The organism is Nostoc sp. DedQUE02, assembly GCF_034531035.1.
Taxonomy (GTDB): Bacteria; Cyanobacteriota; Cyanobacteriia; order Cyanobacteriales; family Nostocaceae; genus Nostoc.
The window spans coordinates 21275-38395 of record NZ_JAVRBY020000031.1; the positions used below are offsets into that span (position 1 = coordinate 21275).

30 protein-coding genes are annotated in these 17121 nt (G+C 45.0%); all 30 read left to right on the forward strand.

Annotated features, from left to right (window positions below):
• The first annotated feature begins 70 nt into the window (after positions 1 to 70).
• The 30 genes from rplC (at position 71) to rpsI (ending at position 17099) form a co-directional block, all read left to right on the forward strand.
• Entirely contained in the window at positions 71 to 703 is a 633-nt protein-coding gene (gene rplC / locus RMX98_RS21705) for a 50S ribosomal protein L3 (protein WP_322679491.1), read from the forward strand.
• An 82-nt stretch (positions 704 to 785) separates the two neighbouring features.
• Positions 786 to 1424, forward strand: a complete 639-nt coding sequence (gene rplD / locus RMX98_RS21710) for a 50S ribosomal protein L4 (RefSeq protein ID WP_322679532.1) — start codon at positions 786 to 788, stop codon at positions 1422 to 1424.
• A complete protein-coding gene (locus RMX98_RS21715; RefSeq protein ID WP_069070779.1) occupies positions 1417 to 1731 on the forward strand; it encodes a 50S ribosomal protein L23 in 315 nt (104 codons plus the stop codon). Before rplD ends, RMX98_RS21715 begins: the two co-directional genes overlap by 8 nt.
• A gap of 147 nt (positions 1732 to 1878) precedes the next feature.
• A complete protein-coding gene (gene rplB, locus RMX98_RS21720) occupies positions 1879 to 2742 on the forward strand; it encodes a 50S ribosomal protein L2 (RefSeq protein ID WP_322679492.1) in 864 nt (287 codons plus the stop codon).
• A 136-nt stretch (positions 2743 to 2878) separates the two neighbouring features.
• Positions 2879 to 3157, forward strand: a complete 279-nt coding sequence (gene rpsS / locus RMX98_RS21725) for a 30S ribosomal protein S19 (RefSeq protein ID WP_012410721.1) — start codon at positions 2879 to 2881, stop codon at positions 3155 to 3157.
• A gap of 108 nt (positions 3158 to 3265) precedes the next feature.
• Entirely contained in the window at positions 3266 to 3622 is a 357-nt protein-coding gene (gene rplV / locus RMX98_RS21730; RefSeq protein WP_069070777.1) for a 50S ribosomal protein L22, read from the forward strand.
• Positions 3623 to 3674: 52 nt separating this feature from the next.
• Positions 3675 to 4457: a 30S ribosomal protein S3 gene (rpsC, locus tag RMX98_RS21735; RefSeq protein WP_322679493.1), complete on the forward strand. Its 783-nt coding sequence runs from the start codon at positions 3675 to 3677 to the stop codon at positions 4455 to 4457.
• Positions 4458 to 4544: 87 nt separating this feature from the next.
• Entirely contained in the window at positions 4545 to 4970 is a 426-nt protein-coding gene (rplP, locus tag RMX98_RS21740) for a 50S ribosomal protein L16 (protein WP_069070775.1), read from the forward strand.
• Between the two features lie 3 nt (positions 4971 to 4973).
• Entirely contained in the window at positions 4974 to 5204 is a 231-nt protein-coding gene (gene rpmC, locus RMX98_RS21745; protein ID WP_322679494.1) for a 50S ribosomal protein L29, read from the forward strand.
• Between the two features lie 6 nt (positions 5205 to 5210).
• The gene (rpsQ, locus tag RMX98_RS21750) at positions 5211 to 5459 is read left to right on the forward strand and encodes a 30S ribosomal protein S17 (RefSeq protein WP_094349093.1); all 249 of its coding nucleotides are present in this window, start codon (positions 5211 to 5213) and stop codon (positions 5457 to 5459) included.
• A 46-nt stretch (positions 5460 to 5505) separates the two neighbouring features.
• Positions 5506 to 5874 (forward strand): 50S ribosomal protein L14, encoded by a 369-nt coding sequence (rplN, locus tag RMX98_RS21755; RefSeq protein WP_099101129.1) that lies wholly within the window; start codon positions 5506 to 5508, stop codon positions 5872 to 5874.
• Positions 5874 to 6227: a 50S ribosomal protein L24 gene (gene rplX / locus RMX98_RS21760; protein WP_292729115.1), complete on the forward strand. Its 354-nt coding sequence runs from the start codon at positions 5874 to 5876 to the stop codon at positions 6225 to 6227. The genes rplN and rplX overlap by 1 nt, the downstream gene beginning before the upstream one ends.
• Positions 6228 to 6353: 126 nt before the next feature.
• The gene (gene rplE / locus RMX98_RS21765) at positions 6354 to 6902 is read left to right on the forward strand and encodes a 50S ribosomal protein L5 (protein ID WP_322679495.1); all 549 of its coding nucleotides are present in this window, start codon (positions 6354 to 6356) and stop codon (positions 6900 to 6902) included.
• 20 nt (positions 6903 to 6922) lie between these two features.
• A complete protein-coding gene (gene rpsH / locus RMX98_RS21770) occupies positions 6923 to 7324 on the forward strand; it encodes a 30S ribosomal protein S8 (RefSeq protein WP_094349096.1) in 402 nt (133 codons plus the stop codon).
• 100 nt (positions 7325 to 7424) lie between these two features.
• A complete protein-coding gene (gene rplF, locus RMX98_RS21775; protein WP_322679496.1) occupies positions 7425 to 7973 on the forward strand; it encodes a 50S ribosomal protein L6 in 549 nt (182 codons plus the stop codon).
• Positions 7974 to 7975: 2 nt separating this feature from the next.
• Positions 7976 to 8338 carry a 50S ribosomal protein L18 gene (rplR, locus tag RMX98_RS21780; protein WP_322679497.1) on the forward strand — a complete coding sequence of 121 codons (363 nt, stop codon included), beginning with the start codon at positions 7976 to 7978 and terminating at the stop codon, positions 8336 to 8338.
• Between the two features lie 93 nt (positions 8339 to 8431).
• Positions 8432 to 8959 (forward strand): 30S ribosomal protein S5, encoded by a 528-nt coding sequence (gene rpsE / locus RMX98_RS21785; protein WP_322679498.1) that lies wholly within the window; start codon positions 8432 to 8434, stop codon positions 8957 to 8959.
• 103 nt (positions 8960 to 9062) lie between these two features.
• Positions 9063 to 9506 (forward strand): 50S ribosomal protein L15, encoded by a 444-nt coding sequence (gene rplO, locus RMX98_RS21790; protein WP_322679499.1) that lies wholly within the window; start codon positions 9063 to 9065, stop codon positions 9504 to 9506.
• Between the two features lie 74 nt (positions 9507 to 9580).
• Positions 9581 to 10891 (forward strand): preprotein translocase subunit SecY, encoded by a 1311-nt coding sequence (gene secY / locus RMX98_RS21795; RefSeq protein WP_322679500.1) that lies wholly within the window; start codon positions 9581 to 9583, stop codon positions 10889 to 10891.
• 2 nt (positions 10892 to 10893) lie between these two features.
• On the forward strand, positions 10894 to 11448 hold the full coding sequence (locus tag RMX98_RS21800) for an adenylate kinase (protein WP_322679501.1): 555 nt from the start codon (positions 10894 to 10896) through the stop codon (positions 11446 to 11448).
• Between the two features lie 201 nt (positions 11449 to 11649).
• On the forward strand, positions 11650 to 11874 hold the full coding sequence (gene infA, locus RMX98_RS21805) for a translation initiation factor IF-1 (RefSeq protein ID WP_006276978.1): 225 nt from the start codon (positions 11650 to 11652) through the stop codon (positions 11872 to 11874).
• Between the two features lie 35 nt (positions 11875 to 11909).
• On the forward strand, positions 11910 to 12173 hold the full coding sequence (infA, locus tag RMX98_RS21810; RefSeq protein ID WP_322679533.1) for a translation initiation factor IF-1: 264 nt from the start codon (positions 11910 to 11912) through the stop codon (positions 12171 to 12173).
• A gap of 117 nt (positions 12174 to 12290) precedes the next feature.
• Entirely contained in the window at positions 12291 to 12404 is a 114-nt protein-coding gene (gene rpmJ / locus RMX98_RS21815) for a 50S ribosomal protein L36 (RefSeq protein WP_015129703.1), read from the forward strand.
• A 109-nt stretch (positions 12405 to 12513) separates the two neighbouring features.
• Complete coding sequence (gene rpsM, locus RMX98_RS21820) at positions 12514 to 12894, forward strand: 30S ribosomal protein S13 (RefSeq protein WP_099101135.1); 381 nt, start codon at positions 12514 to 12516, stop codon at positions 12892 to 12894.
• A gap of 55 nt (positions 12895 to 12949) precedes the next feature.
• Positions 12950 to 13345, forward strand: coding sequence for a 30S ribosomal protein S11 (rpsK, locus tag RMX98_RS21825; protein ID WP_069070761.1), 396 nt, complete (start codon positions 12950 to 12952; stop codon positions 13343 to 13345).
• 393 nt (positions 13346 to 13738) lie between these two features.
• Complete coding sequence (locus RMX98_RS21830) at positions 13739 to 14686, forward strand: DNA-directed RNA polymerase subunit alpha (protein ID WP_322672233.1); 948 nt, start codon at positions 13739 to 13741, stop codon at positions 14684 to 14686.
• 32 nt (positions 14687 to 14718) lie between these two features.
• Positions 14719 to 15069 (forward strand): 50S ribosomal protein L17, encoded by a 351-nt coding sequence (gene rplQ, locus RMX98_RS21835; protein ID WP_322679502.1) that lies wholly within the window; start codon positions 14719 to 14721, stop codon positions 15067 to 15069.
• Between the two features lie 103 nt (positions 15070 to 15172).
• Positions 15173 to 16021: a tRNA pseudouridine(38-40) synthase TruA gene (truA, locus tag RMX98_RS21840; RefSeq protein ID WP_322679503.1), complete on the forward strand. Its 849-nt coding sequence runs from the start codon at positions 15173 to 15175 to the stop codon at positions 16019 to 16021.
• A 200-nt stretch (positions 16022 to 16221) separates the two neighbouring features.
• A complete protein-coding gene (gene rplM / locus RMX98_RS21845) occupies positions 16222 to 16683 on the forward strand; it encodes a 50S ribosomal protein L13 (protein WP_012410699.1) in 462 nt (153 codons plus the stop codon).
• Entirely contained in the window at positions 16683 to 17099 is a 417-nt protein-coding gene (gene rpsI, locus RMX98_RS21850; protein ID WP_104906415.1) for a 30S ribosomal protein S9, read from the forward strand. Before rplM ends, rpsI begins: the two co-directional genes overlap by 1 nt.
• Positions 17100 to 17121: the final 22 nt, after the last annotated feature.

Sequence of the window (17121 nt, forward strand, 5' to 3'; positions counted from 1 at the left end):
TGCGTACAAAGCGTGTCCTCTAGAGTCCAATTCCAAGGTCAGCAAGAAGTAGAAAGGAGAACCAGTTACTGTGTCTGTAGGTATTCTCGGCACCAAGCTGGGCATGACCCAAATATTTGACGAAGCAGGAGTAGCTATTCCTGTAACTGTCATTCAAGCAGGGCCATGCACCATTACACAAGTTAAAACGAAAGAAACCGACGGTTACTTTGCCATTCAAGTTGGTTATGGCGAAGTCAAACCCAAGGCACTAAATAGACCACTACTGGGTCATTTGGCTAAATCATCTGCCCCAGCATTGCGTCACTTAAATGAATATCACACCGATAGCTCTACTGATTATGCTTTAGGTCAACAGATTAAAGCAGATATTTTTAGCGCAGGTCAAATTGTCGATATCGTCGGCACAAGCATTGGTCGCGGCTTTGCGGGAAACCAAAAGCGCAATAACTTTGCTCGTGGACCCATGTCACACGGTTCCAAAAACCACAGAGCGCCCGGTTCAATTGGTGCTGGTACAACACCAGGTCGTGTCTATCCAGGTAAGCGGATGGCAGGCCGTTTAGGTGGGAAACGCATCACAATCCGTAAGTTGACCATAGTGCGAGTTGACCCAGAACGCAACTTATTGCTAATTAAAGGAGCTATACCTGGTAAACCAGGCGCTCTAGTAAGTGTTGTGCCGGCAAAAATAGTGGGATAGTCAAAAGTCATTAGTCATTAGTCAGTAGTCATTGGCTAAAGACAAAAGACAAATGACAAAGGACAAAGGACAGATAACAAAAATGGTTGAAAGCGTAGTTAAAAATTGGCAAGGAGAACAGGTCGGCGAGACGACGTTCGACTTGCGCGTTGCCAAGGAAGAAACAGCGTCTCATATTGTGCACCGAGCCTTAGTACGGCAATTGACTAATGCTCGTCAAGGAAATGCCAGTACAAAAACTCGTGCTGAAGTCAGAGGTGGTGGTCGTAAACCTTGGAGACAAAAAGGTACTGGTCGCGCTCGTGCAGGATCTATTCGTTCACCATTGTGGCGTGGTGGTGGTGTGATATTTGGGCCAAAACCCAGAGACTTCAACCTAAAATTGAATCGCAAAGAGCGACGTTTAGCACTGCGGACAGCATTTGTCAGTCGCATTGACGACTTGATCGTAGTACAAGAATTTAGCACCGAGCTATCTCGCCCCAAAACTAAAGAATTAGTAGCAGCGCTTGCCCGTTGGGGAGTAGTACCAGAAAGCAAGGCACTGTTAATTTTGTCTGAGATTGCGGATACAGATAACGTTTATTTATCAGCCCGCAACATTGAAAATTTAAAGCTAATTGCAGCCGACCAGCTAAATGTTTTTGATTTACTGCACGCTGACAAAATTGTAGTTACGGCATCAGCCCTAGAAAAAATTCAGGAGGTCTACAGTGCCTAGCTTTGACCCCCGCGACCTTGCCGACTTAGTACGTCGCCCAATTGTCACCGAGAAAGCGACCATCTTGATGGAGCAAAACAAGTACACCTTTGAAGTAATTCCAAAGGCATCTAAGCCAGAAATCAAGGCTGCGATTGAAGACTTGTTTCAGGTCAAGGTTGTAAAAGTCAACACCACTCTACCACCGCGTAAAAAGCGGCGCGTTGGTAAATTTATTGGTTATAAACCCCAATATAAGCGAGCTATTGTTACAGTCGCACCTGGGGATGAAGACAAGATTAGACAAGTTCTATTCCCAGAAGTCTAAAAATTTTAGATTTTAGATTTTAGATTGAAGAGTTTACTGAATAAGTACCGAAAATGGTGGCAATTAGTTAAACACTCATTAAATTCAAAATCCAAAGTTCAAAATCCAAAATTAAGTAAATCCAAAATCCAAAATCCAAAATAGATTATGGGTACTCGTTCTTATCGCCCTTATACCCCCAGCACTCGCCAAGTTACAATCTCTGACTTTGCCGAAATTACCAGAAGCGAACCAGAGAAATCCCTAACTACCTCGAAGCATCGCGCCAAAGGTCGGAATAATCACGGGCGAATTACTAGCCGTCGCCGGGGTGGCGGACATAAACAGCTTTATCGGATCATCGATTTTAAAAGGGATAAACATAATATTCCTGCTAAAGTTGCAGCAATTGAATACGATCCTAACCGTAATGCTCGTATTGCCCTTTTGTATTATCAAGACGGCGAAAAACGGTACATCCTTCACCCCAACGGGTTGAAAGTTGGAACAATAATTATTTCTGGGCCTGATTCTCCCTTTGAAGATGGTAATGCCTTACCACTCTGGAAGATTCCCTTAGGTACTAGTGTTCACAACGTAGAATTCACTCCTGGTAAAGGTGGTCAAATTGTCCGTGCTGCTGGTGCTAGCGCCCAAGTTGTGGCAAAAGAAGGTAATTATGTAACTCTCAAGTTGCCTTCAGGAGAAGTCCGCTTGATTCGACGCGAGTGCTACGCCACCATTGGGCAAGTAGGCAACACCGATGCGAGAAACCTAAGTGCAGGTAAAGCCGGACGAAATCGCTGGAAAGGTCGCCGTCCTAAGGTTAGAGGTAGCGTCATGAACCCAGTGGATCACCCACATGGTGGTGGTGAAGGTAGAGCGCCTATCGGTAGATCGGGGCCCGTTACACCTTGGGGTAAACCCACATTGGGCGCGAAGACACGCAATCGCAAGAAACTTAGCAGCAAGTTGATTGTGCGCCGTCGTCGTAAGTCTTCTAAACGCGGTCGCGGTGGTCGTGAATCATAGAATTTTAGATTTTGGATTTTAGATTGGGGTCTACTTGTAAACATTGAAAATTTGTGAAACTTGCTTCAGATACCTAATTATCCAAAATCCGAAATTCTAAATCCTAATTCCTAAATCCTAAATCCAAAATTGAACTATGGGTCGTTCTCTAAAAAAAGGTCCTTTCGTTGCGGATCATCTCCTAAAGAAAATTGAAAAGCTCAACGACAACAACAGAAAAGAAGTTATTAAAACTTGGTCAAGAGCTTCGACAATTTTGCCTCTAATGGTAGGACATACCATAGCTGTTCACAACGGACGCCAACACGTTCCCGTTTTTGTCAATGAACAGATGGTAGGACATAAGTTGGGTGAATTTGCCCCGACACGCACCTACAGGGGTCATGGAAAAAGCGACAAAAAAGCAGGTAGGTAGTTATTAGTCATTGGTCATTTGTCATTTGTCATTGGTCATTAGTTATTAGCTTTCGACAAAAGACAAAGGATAAAGGACGAAGGACGAAGGACAAAACTGGAGAAAATTATGGCTACTAATACTACTGAAGTAAAAGCGATCGCTCGTTTTATCCGCATCTCGGCCTACAAGGTGCGTCGCGTACTCGATCAAATCCGCGGGCGATCTTACCGAGAAGCGTTAATCATCTTAGAATTCATGCCCTATCGCGCCACTGAACCCATATTGAAGGTTCTCAGAAGCGCTGCTGCCAATGCCGAACACAACGCTGGGTTAGATCGGACTCAACTAGTGATTACTCAGGCTTATGCCGATCAAGGGCCGCCGTTGAAGCGGTTCCAGCCAAGAGCGCAAGGTCGAGCTTACCAAATTCGCAAACCGACGTGTCATATTACCGTAGCTGTTGCAGCTGCTCCAGAAAAATAAGCACGTTAACCCAATAAATTGCGTAAAGTAAGAAATTTTAGAGGAAGCATTTGTGGGACAAAAGATTCATCCAGTTGGTTTTCGCCTGGGTATTACACATGAACATCAATCCCGTTGGTTTGCTGTTCCCGATCGCTATCCAGAACTTTTACAAGAAGATCACAAACTCCGTGAGTACATAGAGCAAAAGCTGGGTAGACAGGCTCAAAACAACGCCGGAATTTCCGAAGTGCGAATTGAGCGCAAAGCCGACCAAATCGACTTAGAAGTACGCACAGCGAGACCTGGGGTAGTAGTGGGTCGCGGTGGACAAGGTATTGAATCCTTACGTACCGGACTCCAAGGATTGTTGGGTAGTAATCGTCAAATTCGGATCAACGTAGTTGAAGTTCAACGAGTTGATGCTGATGCCTACCTAATTGCCGAATACATTGCTCAACAATTGGAACGTCGGGTTTCCTTTCGGCGGGTAGTGCGGCAATCGATTCAACGTGCCCAACGCGCTGGTATTCAAGGTATTAAAATCCAAGTTAGCGGTCGTCTCAACGGTGCAGAAATTGCCCGGACAGAGTGGACTCGTGAAGGTAGAGTACCTTTACATACCTTACGGGCTGATATTGACTACTCTTATTGCACGGCAAAAACTGTTTACGGCATTTTGGGTATCAAAGTATGGGTGTTTAAGGGAGAAATTATTCCTGGACAGGAACCAGATCCACTGCCACCCGCAAGCCGCGATCGCGAACGTGAACCCCGCGATCGCGAACGTGAACCCCGTCGTCGTCAACAACAACGTCGTCGCCAGCAATTTGAAGACCGCTCAAATGAAGGATAAATCGTCATTAGTCATTAGTCATTAGTCATTAGTAAATGGCAGATGACAAATGACAAAGGACAAATGACAAATGACAAGTAACAAACCATGTTAAGCCCTAGAAGAACTAAATTCCGCAAACAACAGCGCGGACGGATGGAAGGACTAGCCAGCCGTGGTAGTACTCTCAACTTTGGTGATTTTGCACTCCAAGCTCAAGAACCTGCTTGGATTACCTCGCGTCAAATCGAGGCTTCCCGTCGGGCAATGACTCGTTATATCCGTCGGGGTGGACAAATCTGGATTAGGATTTTCCCTGATAAACCTGTAACCATGCGTCCTGCTGAAACCCGGATGGGTTCCGGTAAAGGTAATCCAGAGTTTTGGGTAGCTGTAGTCAAGCCAGGACGAATTTTGTTTGAAATCGGTGGAGTTTCTGAAGAAATCGCTCGTGAAGCGATGCGTTTGGCTTCATTTAAACTGCCCATCAAAACTAAGTTTATTGTGCGCTCTCAACCACAGGAGCAGGAGTAGCTTATGCCTCTTCCTAAAATTTCAGAAGCTAGAGAATTAAGCGACGAGAAGCTTTCTGATGAAATTGTCGCGACCAAAAGACAACTATTTCAGTTGCGCTTGCAAAAAGCCACCAGACAATTAGAAAAGCCCCATCAGTTCCGACAATTGCGCCACCGCCTAGCTCAATTGCTGACGCTAGAAACAGAACGCAAACGGGCAGCAAGTCAATCGGCTAAAGAAGAAAAAAAGTAGGAGATTATGGCAGTTAAAGAACGAGTTGGCTTGGTAGTGAGCGATAAAATGCAAAAAACTGTGGTAGTCGCCATAGAAAACCGCGCTCCTCACCCCAAGTACGGCAAGATTGTGGTTAACACCCAACGATATAAAGTTCACGACGAAGAAAATCAGTGTAAAGTAGGCGATCGCGTTCGCATTCAGGAAACTAGACCCCTGAGTAAAACCAAGCGCTGGAAAATCACAGAAGTCCTGAACGTCAAACCTACTTAAACCTCATCGTTGTTAAAAATTAACAACATTACAAGGGAGAATAATTGTGATTCAACCCCAGACTTACCTGAATGTCGCAGATAATAGCGGCGCCCGCAAACTGATGTGCATCCGCATCTTAGGCGGAGGCAACCGTCGTTATGGTTTTATTGGCGATAAAATTATTGCAGTTGTCAAAGATGCTACACCCAATATGGCTGTTAAAAAGTCTGATGTGGTAGAAGCAGTAATTGTTCGGACTCGAAAAGCTGTAAATCGTGACAGTGGTATGAGCATTCGCTTTGATGATAACGCTGCTGTAATCATCAACAAAGACGGTAATCCCAGAGGCACACGGGTTTTTGGCCCAGTTGCACGGGAACTGCGCGATAAAAACTTCACCAAAATTGTTTCTCTGGCTCCGGAGGTGCTTTAATGGCAACCAAACAGGGTACTCCCAAAGTATTCCACAAAATGCACGTCAAAACTGGCGACACCGTACAAGTGATTGCTGGTAAAGACAAAGGAAAAGTTGGTGAAATTATCCAAGCACTTCCCCAACTGAGTAAAGTTATCGTCAAAGGTGTCAACATCAAGACCAAGCACGTCAAACCCCAGCAAGAAGGGGAATCGGGGCGAATTATTACCCAAGAATTCCCGATTCATAGCTCCAACGTCATGCTTTATTCCACCAAGCAAAATGTTGCCAGTCGTGTTGGTTACACCTTTACCTCAGAAGGCAAAAAGGTGAGAAAACTCAAGAAAACTGGCGAAATTTTAGATAAATAGTCATTAGTCATTGGTCATTTAGTCATTAGTTATTAGTAAAAAGACAAATAACAAAAGACAAATAACAAAAGACAAAGGACAATAAAAGTTCCCTGACCAAGCCCAGGGATATCAGGACAAAAAACTATGGCGACAACAAGACTCAAAACCTTATATCAAGAGACGATCGTCCCCAAACTGATTAATCAGTTTCAATATACCAACGTTCATCAAGTACCGAAGTTAGTAAAGGTTACGATTAACCGAGGTTTGGGTGAAGCAGCTCAAAATGCGAAGTCGCTGGAAGCATCCATAAACGAAATTTCAGTGATCACTGGTCAAAAACCAGTGGTGACAAGGGCGAAAAAGGCGATCGCTGGCTTTAAGATTCGTCAAGGGATGCCTGTGGGAATCATGGTGACACTCAGAGCCGAACGGATGTATGCCTTTTTCGACAGATTAGTTAGCCTGTCGCTACCCAGAATTAGAGATTTTCGCGGCGTTAGCCCTAAAAGCTTTGACGGACGCGGTAACTATACTTTGGGTGTCAGAGAACAGCTAATTTTTCCAGAAGTCGAATACGACAGCATCGATCAAGTGCGTGGTCTGGATATTTCCATCATCACCACAGCAACAAACGACGAAGAGGGACGCGCCTTACTTAAAGAATTAGGAATGCCCTTTCGCGATCAATAAGTTCATCTATAGAGGGAACGATGGCGGCTAACGACACAATTGCAGATATGCTGACGCGCATCCGCAATGCCAACCTGGCGCGGCATCAAACTACACAAGTGCCAGCGACAAAATTGACCCGGAGCATTGCCAAAGTGCTACGGGAGGAAGGCTTTATTGCTGAAATCGAAGAAGCAGAAGAAGGGGTAAAACGCAATCTGGTGATTTCCCTGAAATACAAGGGAAAAAACCGTCAACCTCTGATCACCGCTTTAAAGCGAGTGAGTAAGCCTGGCTTGCGTGTTTATTCAAATCGAAAAGAATTACCAAGGGTACTAGGCGGCATTGGCATTGCCATTATTTCTACATCCAGTGGCATTATGACTGACCGCGAAGCGCGGCGTCAGAACTTGGGTGGCGAAGTACTTTGTTACGTTTGGTAGTCATTGGTCATTAGTCATTGGTCATTAGTCATTTGTTATTAGTGAAAAACAAAGGACAAAAGACAAAGGACAAAGGACAAATAACAAAGGACAAAAAGTCATGTCACGTATTGGTAAACGTCCAATTACTATTCCCGCCAAAGTTCAAGTGGCGATCAATGGTACGAATATTGTGGTGAAAGGCCCGAAAGGAGAACTTTCTCGCACTCTCAGAGATAATGTCTCACTCTCTCAAGAGGGAGAAATATTACACGTAAATCGTAGGGATGAAACTCGGATATCGAAGCAATTGCACGGCTTGAGCCGTACTTTAGTTGCCAACATGGTCGAAGGAGTTTCCCAAGGTTTTCAACGCCGTTTGGAAATTCAAGGCGTTGGTTATAGGGCGCAAATTCAAGGGCGTAACCTAATTTTAAATATGGGTTACAGCCATCAAGTGCAAATTGAACCACCAGATGGAATTCAGTTTGCTGTAGAAGGTACCACTAACGTCATTGTTAGCGGCTATGACAAAGAAATCGTCGGTAACACAGCCGCCAAAATTCGTGCTGTTCGTCCACCAGAACCTTACAAAGGTAAAGGCATCCGCTATGCCGGTGAAGTAGTCAGACGGAAAGCTGGTAAGACTGGTAAGGGTGGTAAGAAGTAGAAATGAAACTTACTCGTAGAGAATCAAAAAACCGTCGTCATCGGCGCGTTCGTGGCAAAGTTGTTGGCTCCCCAGAACGTCCGCGTTTATCCGTATTTCGTTCTAATGAGCATATTTATGCCCAGGTAATTGATGATACTCAACATCAAACCATCGTGGCCGCATCGACTGTAGAACCAGAGTTGAAATCTAGTTTAGCGTCATGTGCAAACCGCGATGCATCGGTACAAGTTGGTAAGTTGATTGCAGTGCGATCGCTAGAAAAAGGCATCACCAAAGTAGTCTTCGATCGCGGTGGTAACTTATATCATGGTCGTGTCAAAGCACTAGCTGATGCAGCACGCGAAGCTGGTTTAGATTTCTAAATTAGTCCTTTGTCATTTGTCCTTTGTCCCTTGTATGAGAGCTAATGACTAATGACTAATGACTAATGACTAATGACAAAAGAGGCATAAATTATGGCAACAGAGCGTAAAAGTAGAACAAAGCGTGCCAAAAAAGAAGAAACCACTTGGCAAGAGCGGGTTATTCAAATCCGCCGCGTAAGTAAAGTGGTCAAAGGTGGTAAAAAACTCAGCTTCCGAGCGATCGTTGTCGTTGGTAACGAACGCGGTCAGGTTGGAGTTGGAGTAGGCAAAGCTTCAGATGTAATAGGTGCTGTTAAAAAAGGCGTAGCTGACGGCAAAAAACACCTCATTGATATCCCAATCACCAAATCCAACTCTATCCCTCATCCTATTGATGGTGTCGGTGGTGGTGCAAAAGTGCTGATGCGTCCAGCCGCACCTGGTACTGGGGTAATTGCTGGTGGTGCTGTGCGAACTGTGTTGGAATTAGCCGGAGTTCGTAACGTCTTAGCCAAACAACTAGGCTCTAACAATCCACTCAATAATGCTAGAGCCGCAGTTAATGCCTTATCTACGCTGCGTACCCTTGCTGAAGTCGCCGAAGATCGCGGTATTCCTATTCAAAATCTCTACATCTAATTTAGTCATTAGTCATTGGTCATTAGTCATTCGTGAATAACAAAAGACAGATGACAAATGACAAAAGACAGATGACAAACGACAAATGAGAACTTGATAAATTATGAGACTCCATGATGTTAAGCCGCAAAAAGGCTCAAAGAAACGCAAGCGCCGTGTAGCCAGAGGTATTTCTGCCGGTCAAGGTGCTAGTGCTGGTTTAGGTATGCGGGGTCAAAAATCTCGTTCTGGTAGTAGTACACGACCAGGTTTTGAAGGTGGTCAACAGCCATTGTACCGCCGCCTACCTAAGCTGAAGGGCTTTCCGATTATTAATCAGAAGATTTACACTACGATTAATGTAGAGAAGCTAGCCTCCCTTCCCGCGAATACGGAAGTAACTTTGACCTCATTGAAAGCCGCAGGTATCCTGACTGCTGTCAAAGGGCCATTGAAAATTTTAGGTAACGGGGAATTGAGCATTCCGCTCAAGGTACAAGCGGCAGCTTTCACAGGTTCAGCTCGTAGCAAAATTGAGGCAGCTGGTGGTAGTTGTGAAGTCTTATGAGTGAGCCGGAACAGCGCACTTAAATGCAAGCCAACTCGCTGCCAGTGCTTGGTTCACTATAAAGGTAGCACTCTATGATCAGTCGAGATAAAGCCCCAACGGCTCAAGAAACTTTCATGCAGATGGCGCAGGCAGCTGGCCTCAGAGGTAGGCTGCTTGTCACCGTCGGTATTTTAATTTTGGTTCGCCTGGGTATTTTCTTACCCGTGCCAGGGATTGATAGACCGAGATTTGCCGAAGCTATATCGGGCAGTAATTCCATATTCGGCTTATTGGATATATTTTCTGGGCGAGGACTTTCGACCTTGGGAGTCTTTGCTTTAGGAATTTTGCCCTTCATTAATGCGTCTATTATCATCCAATTGCTAACTGCGGCGATTCCATCTTTAGAAAATTTACAGAAAAATGAAGGGGAAGCTGGTCGGCGAAAAATATCGCAAATTACCCGCTATGTAACTGTAGGTTGGGCGATTCTTCAAAGTACAGCTTTTTCGGCATTATTCCTCCAGCAATTTGCCTTAAAGCCAGGGCCAATATTTGTCGCTGAAACTGCGATCGCTCTGACTGCTGGTTCTATGTTCGTCATGTGGGCATCAGAACTAATTACAGAACGGGGTATTGGTAACGGTGCATCATTGTTGATTTTTGTCAACATTGTCGCATCATTACCAAAAGCTTTAGGCGATACCATCGACTTGGTGCAAGTAGGCGGTCGGGAAGCAGTGGGTCGCGTAATCGTGTTGATCTTAGTTTTCCTCGCAACAATTGTTGGTATTGTGATTGTGCAGGAAGGAATGCGCCGCATCCCAATTATTTCGGCTCGTCGCCAAGTAGGTCGGCGAGTTTTAGCAGAGCAACGGAGCTATTTGCCACTGCGGCTAAATCAAGGCGGCGTGATGCCAATTATTTTTGCTGCTGCCATCCTCAGTTTGCCACTGCTGATCGCCAATTTTACTAAAAATGCCGATTTGGCGAATATAGTTAACACTTATTTGAGTCCAAGCGGTTCTAGCTCCTGGGTCTATGCCTTGGTCTACATGGTTTCCATTGTTTTCTTCAGCTACTTCTATTCTTCGTTGATTCTCAATCCGGTAGATGTAGCGCAGAACTTGAAGAAAATGGGTTCTAGTATTCCTGGAATTCGTCCCGGCAAGGCAACTAGCGAGTATATCGAACGTGTGTCAAACCGACTAACTTTTTTGGGTGCGATCTTTTTGGGCTTCGTCGCTATTATCCCCACAGCCGTGGAAAGCGCTTTGAATGTGAAAACTTTCCGAGGAATAGGTGCAACCTCGTTGCTGATTTTAGTTGGTGTGGCAATTGAGACAGCCAAACAAGTTCAAACTTATGTCATCTCTCAGCGCTATGAAGGAATGGTGAAATAATAGTGACGCGATTAATCTTCTTGGGACCTCCTGGAGCGGGTAAAGGAACACAAGCTCAAACTTTGGCTGAACACTTGAATATCCCCCATATTTCTACTGGTGAAATATTAAGACAAGCCATGAAAGAGCAGACTCCTTTAGGAATCAAAGCTCAAAGCTATGTTGATAGCGGCGAGTTAGTACCCGACCAGCTAGTGGAAGACTTGGTACAGGAGCGCCTTGATCAACCAGATGCCAAAAATGGTTGGATTCTTGATGGCTTTCCCCGGAAAGTGACCCAAGCAGCTTTTTTGGAAAAATTACTGGAAGCAATACATCAAGGTGGCGAAAAGGTCGTCAATTTAGATGCACCAGATGAAGTTGTAATCGCACGTTTGCTCGCTAGAGGACGAAAAGATGATACTGAAGAGGTGATTCGTCGTCGTTTAGAAGTGTACCGCGCTGAAACTGCACCTTTAATTAATTATTACGGCGATCGCAAAAAACTCCTAACAGTCAATGGCAACCAGTCCCAAGAAGATGTCACTGGTGAACTACAAAAGGTAATCGCTTCTTGAAAAAGAGAGGGCAGGGCATGAGGGAGACAAGGAAGCATGGGAGGAGCTACAGTAATTCTTTCCCAATGCCCCATGCCAAAAAAAAGATCAATTTTAGCTAAGATATATTAATAAACTGTTGATATATTTCTTAAAATGTGTTTCTTTGCAGATGAAGCGCTGCAACTGAACACGAAATTGTTGAGTTGAGGAAAAAACAAATTGTCTAAGCAAGATTTGATTGAAATGGAAGGCACGGTTACAGAGTCCTTGCCCAATGCGATGTTTCGCGTTGACTTGGACAATGGCTTTAACGTGCTAGCACACATTTCCGGCAAGATTCGCCGAAATTATATCAAGATTTTGCCCGGCGATCGCGTCAAGGTGGAGTTAACTCCCTACGACCTGACTAAAGGCAGAATCACCTATCGCTTGCGTAAAAAGTAATGCAACTAAAATCTTTATCGGAGGTAAGTAAATTATTGATTAAGCCAGAAGCGATTCAAATGGAAGCCTGTGTTACAGAGTTATTATCTCGTGACAGCTTTCTAGTTAAACTGGATGATGGCTCAATCGTAAATGCTCAGAAGTTCCGAGTTCAATTAGACAATGGCGATTCCGTCTTGGCATATCTTCCTGTGAACCGTCAATATATCAAGATTTTGCCCGGTGATCGCGTCAAGGTAGAGTTAACTCCTTACGACTTGACCAAAGGCAGAATTACCTATCGACTACGCAAAAAGTAACTATATGTAGAGAATTTTACCATAAAACCATTTTTTTGACTGTTTATTAGTCATTTAATTGGATTAATTTCCCTAGAAATGCTATAATTTTATATTTGGAGTCAAAAAATAAAAGGCATGAAAGTTAGAGCCTCAGTCAAGAAAATTTGTGAAAAATGTAACGTGATCAAACGTCGTGGTCGCGTTATGGTGATTTGCGTGAACCCCAAGCACAAACAACGTCAAGGATAACGCTCTTACCAACAGAGCTAGTTGCAGGACGCATATCATCATTAAAACTAAAAGACGCTCACGTTTTTCAAACCAACAGTAATTGCGAGAACAATAGGGAGAGTTCATTGTGGCACGTATTGCCGGAGTAGACCTTCCACGCGATAAGCGCGTTGAGATCGGTCTGACTTACATCTACGGAATTGGATTATCACGCGCTCAAGAAATTATAGCGACAACTGGTGTGAACCCAGATACTCGCGTTAAGGACTTAAGTGATGCCGATGTGACAGCCCTACGAGGGGAAATAGAAACCAACTATCAAGTTGAAGGCGACTTGCGGCGCTTGGAGTCTTTGAACATCAAGCGCTTAGTTGACATTGGTACCTACAGAGGTCGTCGTCATCGCATGGGCTTACCAGTCAGAGGACAAAGAACTCGCACCAACGCCAGAACCCGTAGAGGCAGAAGGCAGACAGTGGCCGGGAAGAAGAAGGCTCCAGGGAAATAATTTTGCAACGCTTGCTTAATCCGAGCAAGTTTTACCTTAAATCAACTAAACAAGTATGGCGAGACAACCAACTAAAAAAACCGGGAGCAAGAAGCAGAAACGGAATGTACCCAGTGGAATGGCCTACATCCAGTCTACTTTCAACAATAGCATTGTCACCATTACCGATCAAAATGGAGATGTCATCTCCTGGGCTAGCGCAGGTTCTAGCGGTTTTAAGGGAGCAAAAAAGGGAACTCCCTTTGCAGCACAAACCGCAGCTGAAAGTGCAGCTCGCCGAGCTATCGATCAAGGAATGCGCCAAATTGAGGTAATGGTCAGTGGTCCAGGAGCAGGTAGAGAAACCGCTATCCGAGCACTCCAAGGAGCAGGACTGGAAATTACACTCATTCGGGATATTACCCCGATTCCTCACAATGGTTGTCGTCCACCCAAGCGCCGTCGAGTTTAAATACCAAGACTTGGGCAGTGAGGACGAAAAGTTACAGCCAGCAATGACCGCTTGAACGTCTAACGTTCAAACTGTCATTGGGTGAAAGCTTGGGCGACCAGAAGGACGTCAGATTTTCTCGTCAGGAAAGCTGTTAAACTTCGGGCTACCCAAAATATTATTAATCAATTTTGGATTTTAGGTTTGCGATTTTAGATTGAACCCGACTATAAGGGTGCTGGGCCTCGTGGATTTTAAGTTGATGATTTAAGATTTGTTCCGCCAATAAAAGGTGGAGCACGAACGAAAGAAGCACAATCCAAAATCCAAAGTCCAAAATCGAAAATTGGCAATCAATTCTGGAGGCAATTGATTTGTCTGCTAGCAGCACCTTAGAAAAAGGGAGGCTCATCCGTGGCGCAGTTTCAAATTGAATGTGTAGAGTCGAATACCGAAGAAAGTCGGAACCATTACAGTAAATTTGTTTTGGAACCTCTAGAACGCGGTCAAGGAACAACTGTTGGCAACGCACTGCGGCGGGTTTTACTGTCTAATTTAGAAGGTACAGCAGTTACAGCAGTGCGGATTGCGGGCGTTTCACATGAGTTCGCCACAGTTCCGGGCGTGCGGGAAGATGTGCTGGAAATCCTCATGAGAATGAAGGAAGTTATCCTCAAAAACTATTCTTCGCAGCCTCAGATTGGGAGATTACTCGTTACCGGTCCAACAACAATCACTGCGGCGCATTTTGATTTGCCCAGTGAAGTAGAAATCATCGATCCGACCCAGTATGTAGCCACCATCGCTGAGGGTGGAAAGCTGGAAATGGAATTTCGGATCGAGAAAGGCAAAGGCTATCGCACTGTAGAGCGAGGACGTGAAGAAGCCACATCGTTGGATTTTCTGCAAATCGACTCGATATTTATGCCGGTGCGAAAAGTCAACTACAGTGTTGAAGAATCTCGTGGGGAAGGCTTGATTCCAAAAGACCGACTACTGTTGGAAGTTTGGACAAATGGCAGTGTTTCTCCTCAAGAAGCACTATCTTCTGCTGCTGCAATCTTGGTAGATTTATTCAACCCGTTGAAGGACATCTCCTTAGAACCAACAGACACAGGTTCGGATATTCCAGACGACCCAACTGCCCAGATACCCATCGAAGAGTTGCAACTTTCTGTACGGGCATATAACTGTCTCAAACGGGCACAAGTTAACTCTGTGGCAGATTTGTTGGATTATACCCAAGAAGACCTCTTAGAAATTAAGAACTTTGGGCAGAAGTCAGCAGAAGAAGTCGTGGAAGCTTTGCAGCGACGCTTGGGCATCACCCTGCCAATGGAAAGAGGCTCGAAACACCCTTAAGAAAAACCGTTCATAATTCATAGTGCATAATTATGCGTCACCGTTGTCGCGTCAAAAAACTCAGTAAACCAGCCGATCAACGCCGTGCTTTAATGCGATCGCTCACCACCGAGCTGATCCGTCATGGTAAGATTACCACCACTTTAATTAGAGCGAAAGTTCTAAGAAGTGAAGTGGAAAAAATGATTACCCTAGCCAAAAATGGCTCCTTGGCAGCACGCCGCGAAGCTCTTGGCTATATCTTCGACAAACAATTGGTTCATGCTCTATTTGAGCAAGCTCCTACTCGATATGGTGATCGCCAGGGCGGTTATACCCGCATCCTGCATACCGTACCGCGTCGGGGCGATAATGCGAAAATGGCAATAATTGAATTGGTTTAAGTCATTTAGTCATTGGTTATTGGTCATTAGTCATTAGTCATTGGTCATTAGTGAATAACAAAGGACAACTGACAAAAGACAAAAGACAAATGACAAAATCTGTATGTTAGAAAGCCACCAGCCTACACAAACTCATCGAGTAGCCTTGGTAATCCAATACCTGGGCACTCATTTTCATGGCTGGCAAAGGCAAAAACAACACCGGACAGTCCAAGAAGAGATCGAAATTGCGATCGCGACTATTCTTGGGCATCATGTAACACTACATGGGGCTGGGCGAACCGATTCAGGAGTTCACGCTGCTGCTCAAGTAGCCCATTTTGAAGCAACAGGTTTTATTCCGCCTCACAAGTGGGCAACAATCCTCAACAGCTACCTGCCACCAGATATATTAATCAGGGCTTCAGCTAGTGTCGATAACCGTTGGCACGCTCGCTTTAGTGCAGCCTATCGACGGTATCGCTACACAATATATACTGAAGATCGGCTTAACTTGTTTGTAAGACCCTTCAGTTGGCATTATTATTATGCACCCCTGGATGAATCTTTAATCCAAGCTGCCTTGAAACCTCTCTTGGGAAAGCATCACTTAGCTGCTTTCCACCGTGCAGGCTCAAAGCGATCGCATTCCTGGGTAGAGGTGCAAGCAGCAGAGTGTCGTCGCAGTGGGCCATTTATCCATATTGAAATACAGGCAGATGGATTTTTGTATGGCATGGTACGGCTGTTGGTAGGGATGCTGGTACAAGTAGGTTCTGGAGAACGAACACTTTCTAGCTTCACCGAACTCTGGAAAGAAGAACGTCGGGAAGAAGTGAAATATGCCGCACCGCCTCAAGGCTTGTGCTTGTTGCGAGTCGGCTATCCCGATTTTCCCTTTCCAAAAGAGATTTGGTACGACACCTTGCCAAAGTTCGTCACTAGTCAAGAGTCATTAGTCATTGGTCAGTAGAGACGCGATTAATCGCCTCTGGACAATCGTCATTAGTGAATAACAAAGGACAACTGACAAATGACAAAAGACAAATGACTAATGACAAATTACTCTCCGGGTGACGCTCGTACCTCGCTACCGCTACGCTAGCGCCAGTTGCTCATGGGGGAAACCCCCAAGACCGCACTGGCTCAAAAATGACAAAGGACAAATGACAAATGACAACAGTTAAAACATACCTTCCTTCTCAAGCAACCCTTGAGCGTGAGTGGTACATAGTAGATGCCACTGATAAACGCCTTGGTCGCCTCGCCAGCGAAATCGCCCAGGTATTGAGAGGCAAAAAGAAACCCGAATATACACCTCATCTAGATACAGGGGACTTCGTAATCGTCATTAATGCCGAGAAAGTAGCAGTCACAGGCAAAAAACGCACTCAAAAGCTTTACCGCCGCCATTCTGGTCGCCCTGGTGGGATGAAAACCGAAACTTTCGCTAAACTGCAAGACCGTATACCAGAGCGGATTTTAGAACAAGCTGTTAAAGGTATGTTACCTAAAAATAGCCTCGGTAAGCAGTTGTTCACCAAGCTGAAAGTTTACGCTGGGCCTACGCATCCTCATGATGCTCAAAAACCTAAAGAACTAAAAGTTAGTACAATTCCTGGAGAAGAAAATTAATGGTAGTAGCAGATGCTAATAGCGGTCGCGCCGTATACTGGGGTACTGGCCGTCGTAAAAACGCAGTAGCACGGGTACGCTTGGTTCCAGGCACCGGTCAACTGATTGTGAACGGTAAAGATGGAACCTTGTATTTCCAATTTAACCCCAACTACCTGGGAGTGATCAAAGCACCCCTGGAAACTCTGGGACTAGAAAACGAATATGACATTTTGGTAAAAGCAGAAGGCGGCGGCTTGACCGGACAGGCTGATTCTGTCCGTTTGGGAGTTGCACGTGCTTTATGCCAACTCGACCCAGATAACCGCCCACCTTTGAAAACCGAAGGTTATTTGACTCGCGATCCCAGAGCAAAAGAGCGGAAGAAATATGGTTTACATAAAGCTCGGAAAGCGCCTCAGTACTCTAAGCGATAAGCGATTGGGCATTGGTGAAGAA

What these genes read in the sequence shown, in the direction of transcription:
- rplD (WP_322679532.1), top strand. Translation starts at nt 786, where the DNA reads ATGGTTGAAAGCGTAGTTAAAAATTGGCAAGGAGAACAGGTCGGCGAG.
- rplB (WP_322679492.1), top strand. Translation starts at nt 1,879, where the DNA reads ATGGGTACTCGTTCTTATCGCCCTTATACCCCCAGCACTCGCCAAGTT.
- rpsS (WP_012410721.1), top strand. Translation starts at nt 2,879, where the DNA reads ATGGGTCGTTCTCTAAAAAAAGGTCCTTTCGTTGCGGATCATCTCCTA.
- rplV (WP_069070777.1), top strand. Translation starts at nt 3,266, where the DNA reads ATGGCTACTAATACTACTGAAGTAAAAGCGATCGCTCGTTTTATCCGC.
- rplP (WP_069070775.1), top strand. Translation starts at nt 4,545, where the DNA reads ATGTTAAGCCCTAGAAGAACTAAATTCCGCAAACAACAGCGCGGACGG.
- rpmC (WP_322679494.1), top strand. Translation starts at nt 4,974, where the DNA reads ATGCCTCTTCCTAAAATTTCAGAAGCTAGAGAATTAAGCGACGAGAAG.
- rpsQ (WP_094349093.1), top strand. Translation starts at nt 5,211, where the DNA reads ATGGCAGTTAAAGAACGAGTTGGCTTGGTAGTGAGCGATAAAATGCAA.
- rplX (WP_292729115.1), top strand. Translation starts at nt 5,874, where the DNA reads ATGGCAACCAAACAGGGTACTCCCAAAGTATTCCACAAAATGCACGTC.
- rplE (WP_322679495.1), top strand. Translation starts at nt 6,354, where the DNA reads ATGGCGACAACAAGACTCAAAACCTTATATCAAGAGACGATCGTCCCC.
- rpsH (WP_094349096.1), top strand. Translation starts at nt 6,923, where the DNA reads ATGGCGGCTAACGACACAATTGCAGATATGCTGACGCGCATCCGCAAT.
- rplF (WP_322679496.1), top strand. Translation starts at nt 7,425, where the DNA reads ATGTCACGTATTGGTAAACGTCCAATTACTATTCCCGCCAAAGTTCAA.
- rplR (WP_322679497.1), top strand. Translation starts at nt 7,976, where the DNA reads ATGAAACTTACTCGTAGAGAATCAAAAAACCGTCGTCATCGGCGCGTT.
- rpsE (WP_322679498.1), top strand. Translation starts at nt 8,432, where the DNA reads ATGGCAACAGAGCGTAAAAGTAGAACAAAGCGTGCCAAAAAAGAAGAA.
- rplO (WP_322679499.1), top strand. Translation starts at nt 9,063, where the DNA reads ATGAGACTCCATGATGTTAAGCCGCAAAAAGGCTCAAAGAAACGCAAG.
- secY (WP_322679500.1), top strand. Translation starts at nt 9,581, where the DNA reads ATGATCAGTCGAGATAAAGCCCCAACGGCTCAAGAAACTTTCATGCAG.
- rpmJ (WP_015129703.1), top strand. Translation starts at nt 12,291, where the DNA reads ATGAAAGTTAGAGCCTCAGTCAAGAAAATTTGTGAAAAATGTAACGTG.
- rpsK (WP_069070761.1), top strand. Translation starts at nt 12,950, where the DNA reads ATGGCGAGACAACCAACTAAAAAAACCGGGAGCAAGAAGCAGAAACGG.
- rplQ (WP_322679502.1), top strand. Translation starts at nt 14,719, where the DNA reads ATGCGTCACCGTTGTCGCGTCAAAAAACTCAGTAAACCAGCCGATCAA.
- truA (WP_322679503.1), top strand. Translation starts at nt 15,173, where the DNA reads ATGTTAGAAAGCCACCAGCCTACACAAACTCATCGAGTAGCCTTGGTA.
- rplM (WP_012410699.1), top strand. Translation starts at nt 16,222, where the DNA reads ATGACAACAGTTAAAACATACCTTCCTTCTCAAGCAACCCTTGAGCGT.
- rpsI (WP_104906415.1), top strand. Translation starts at nt 16,683, where the DNA reads ATGGTAGTAGCAGATGCTAATAGCGGTCGCGCCGTATACTGGGGTACT.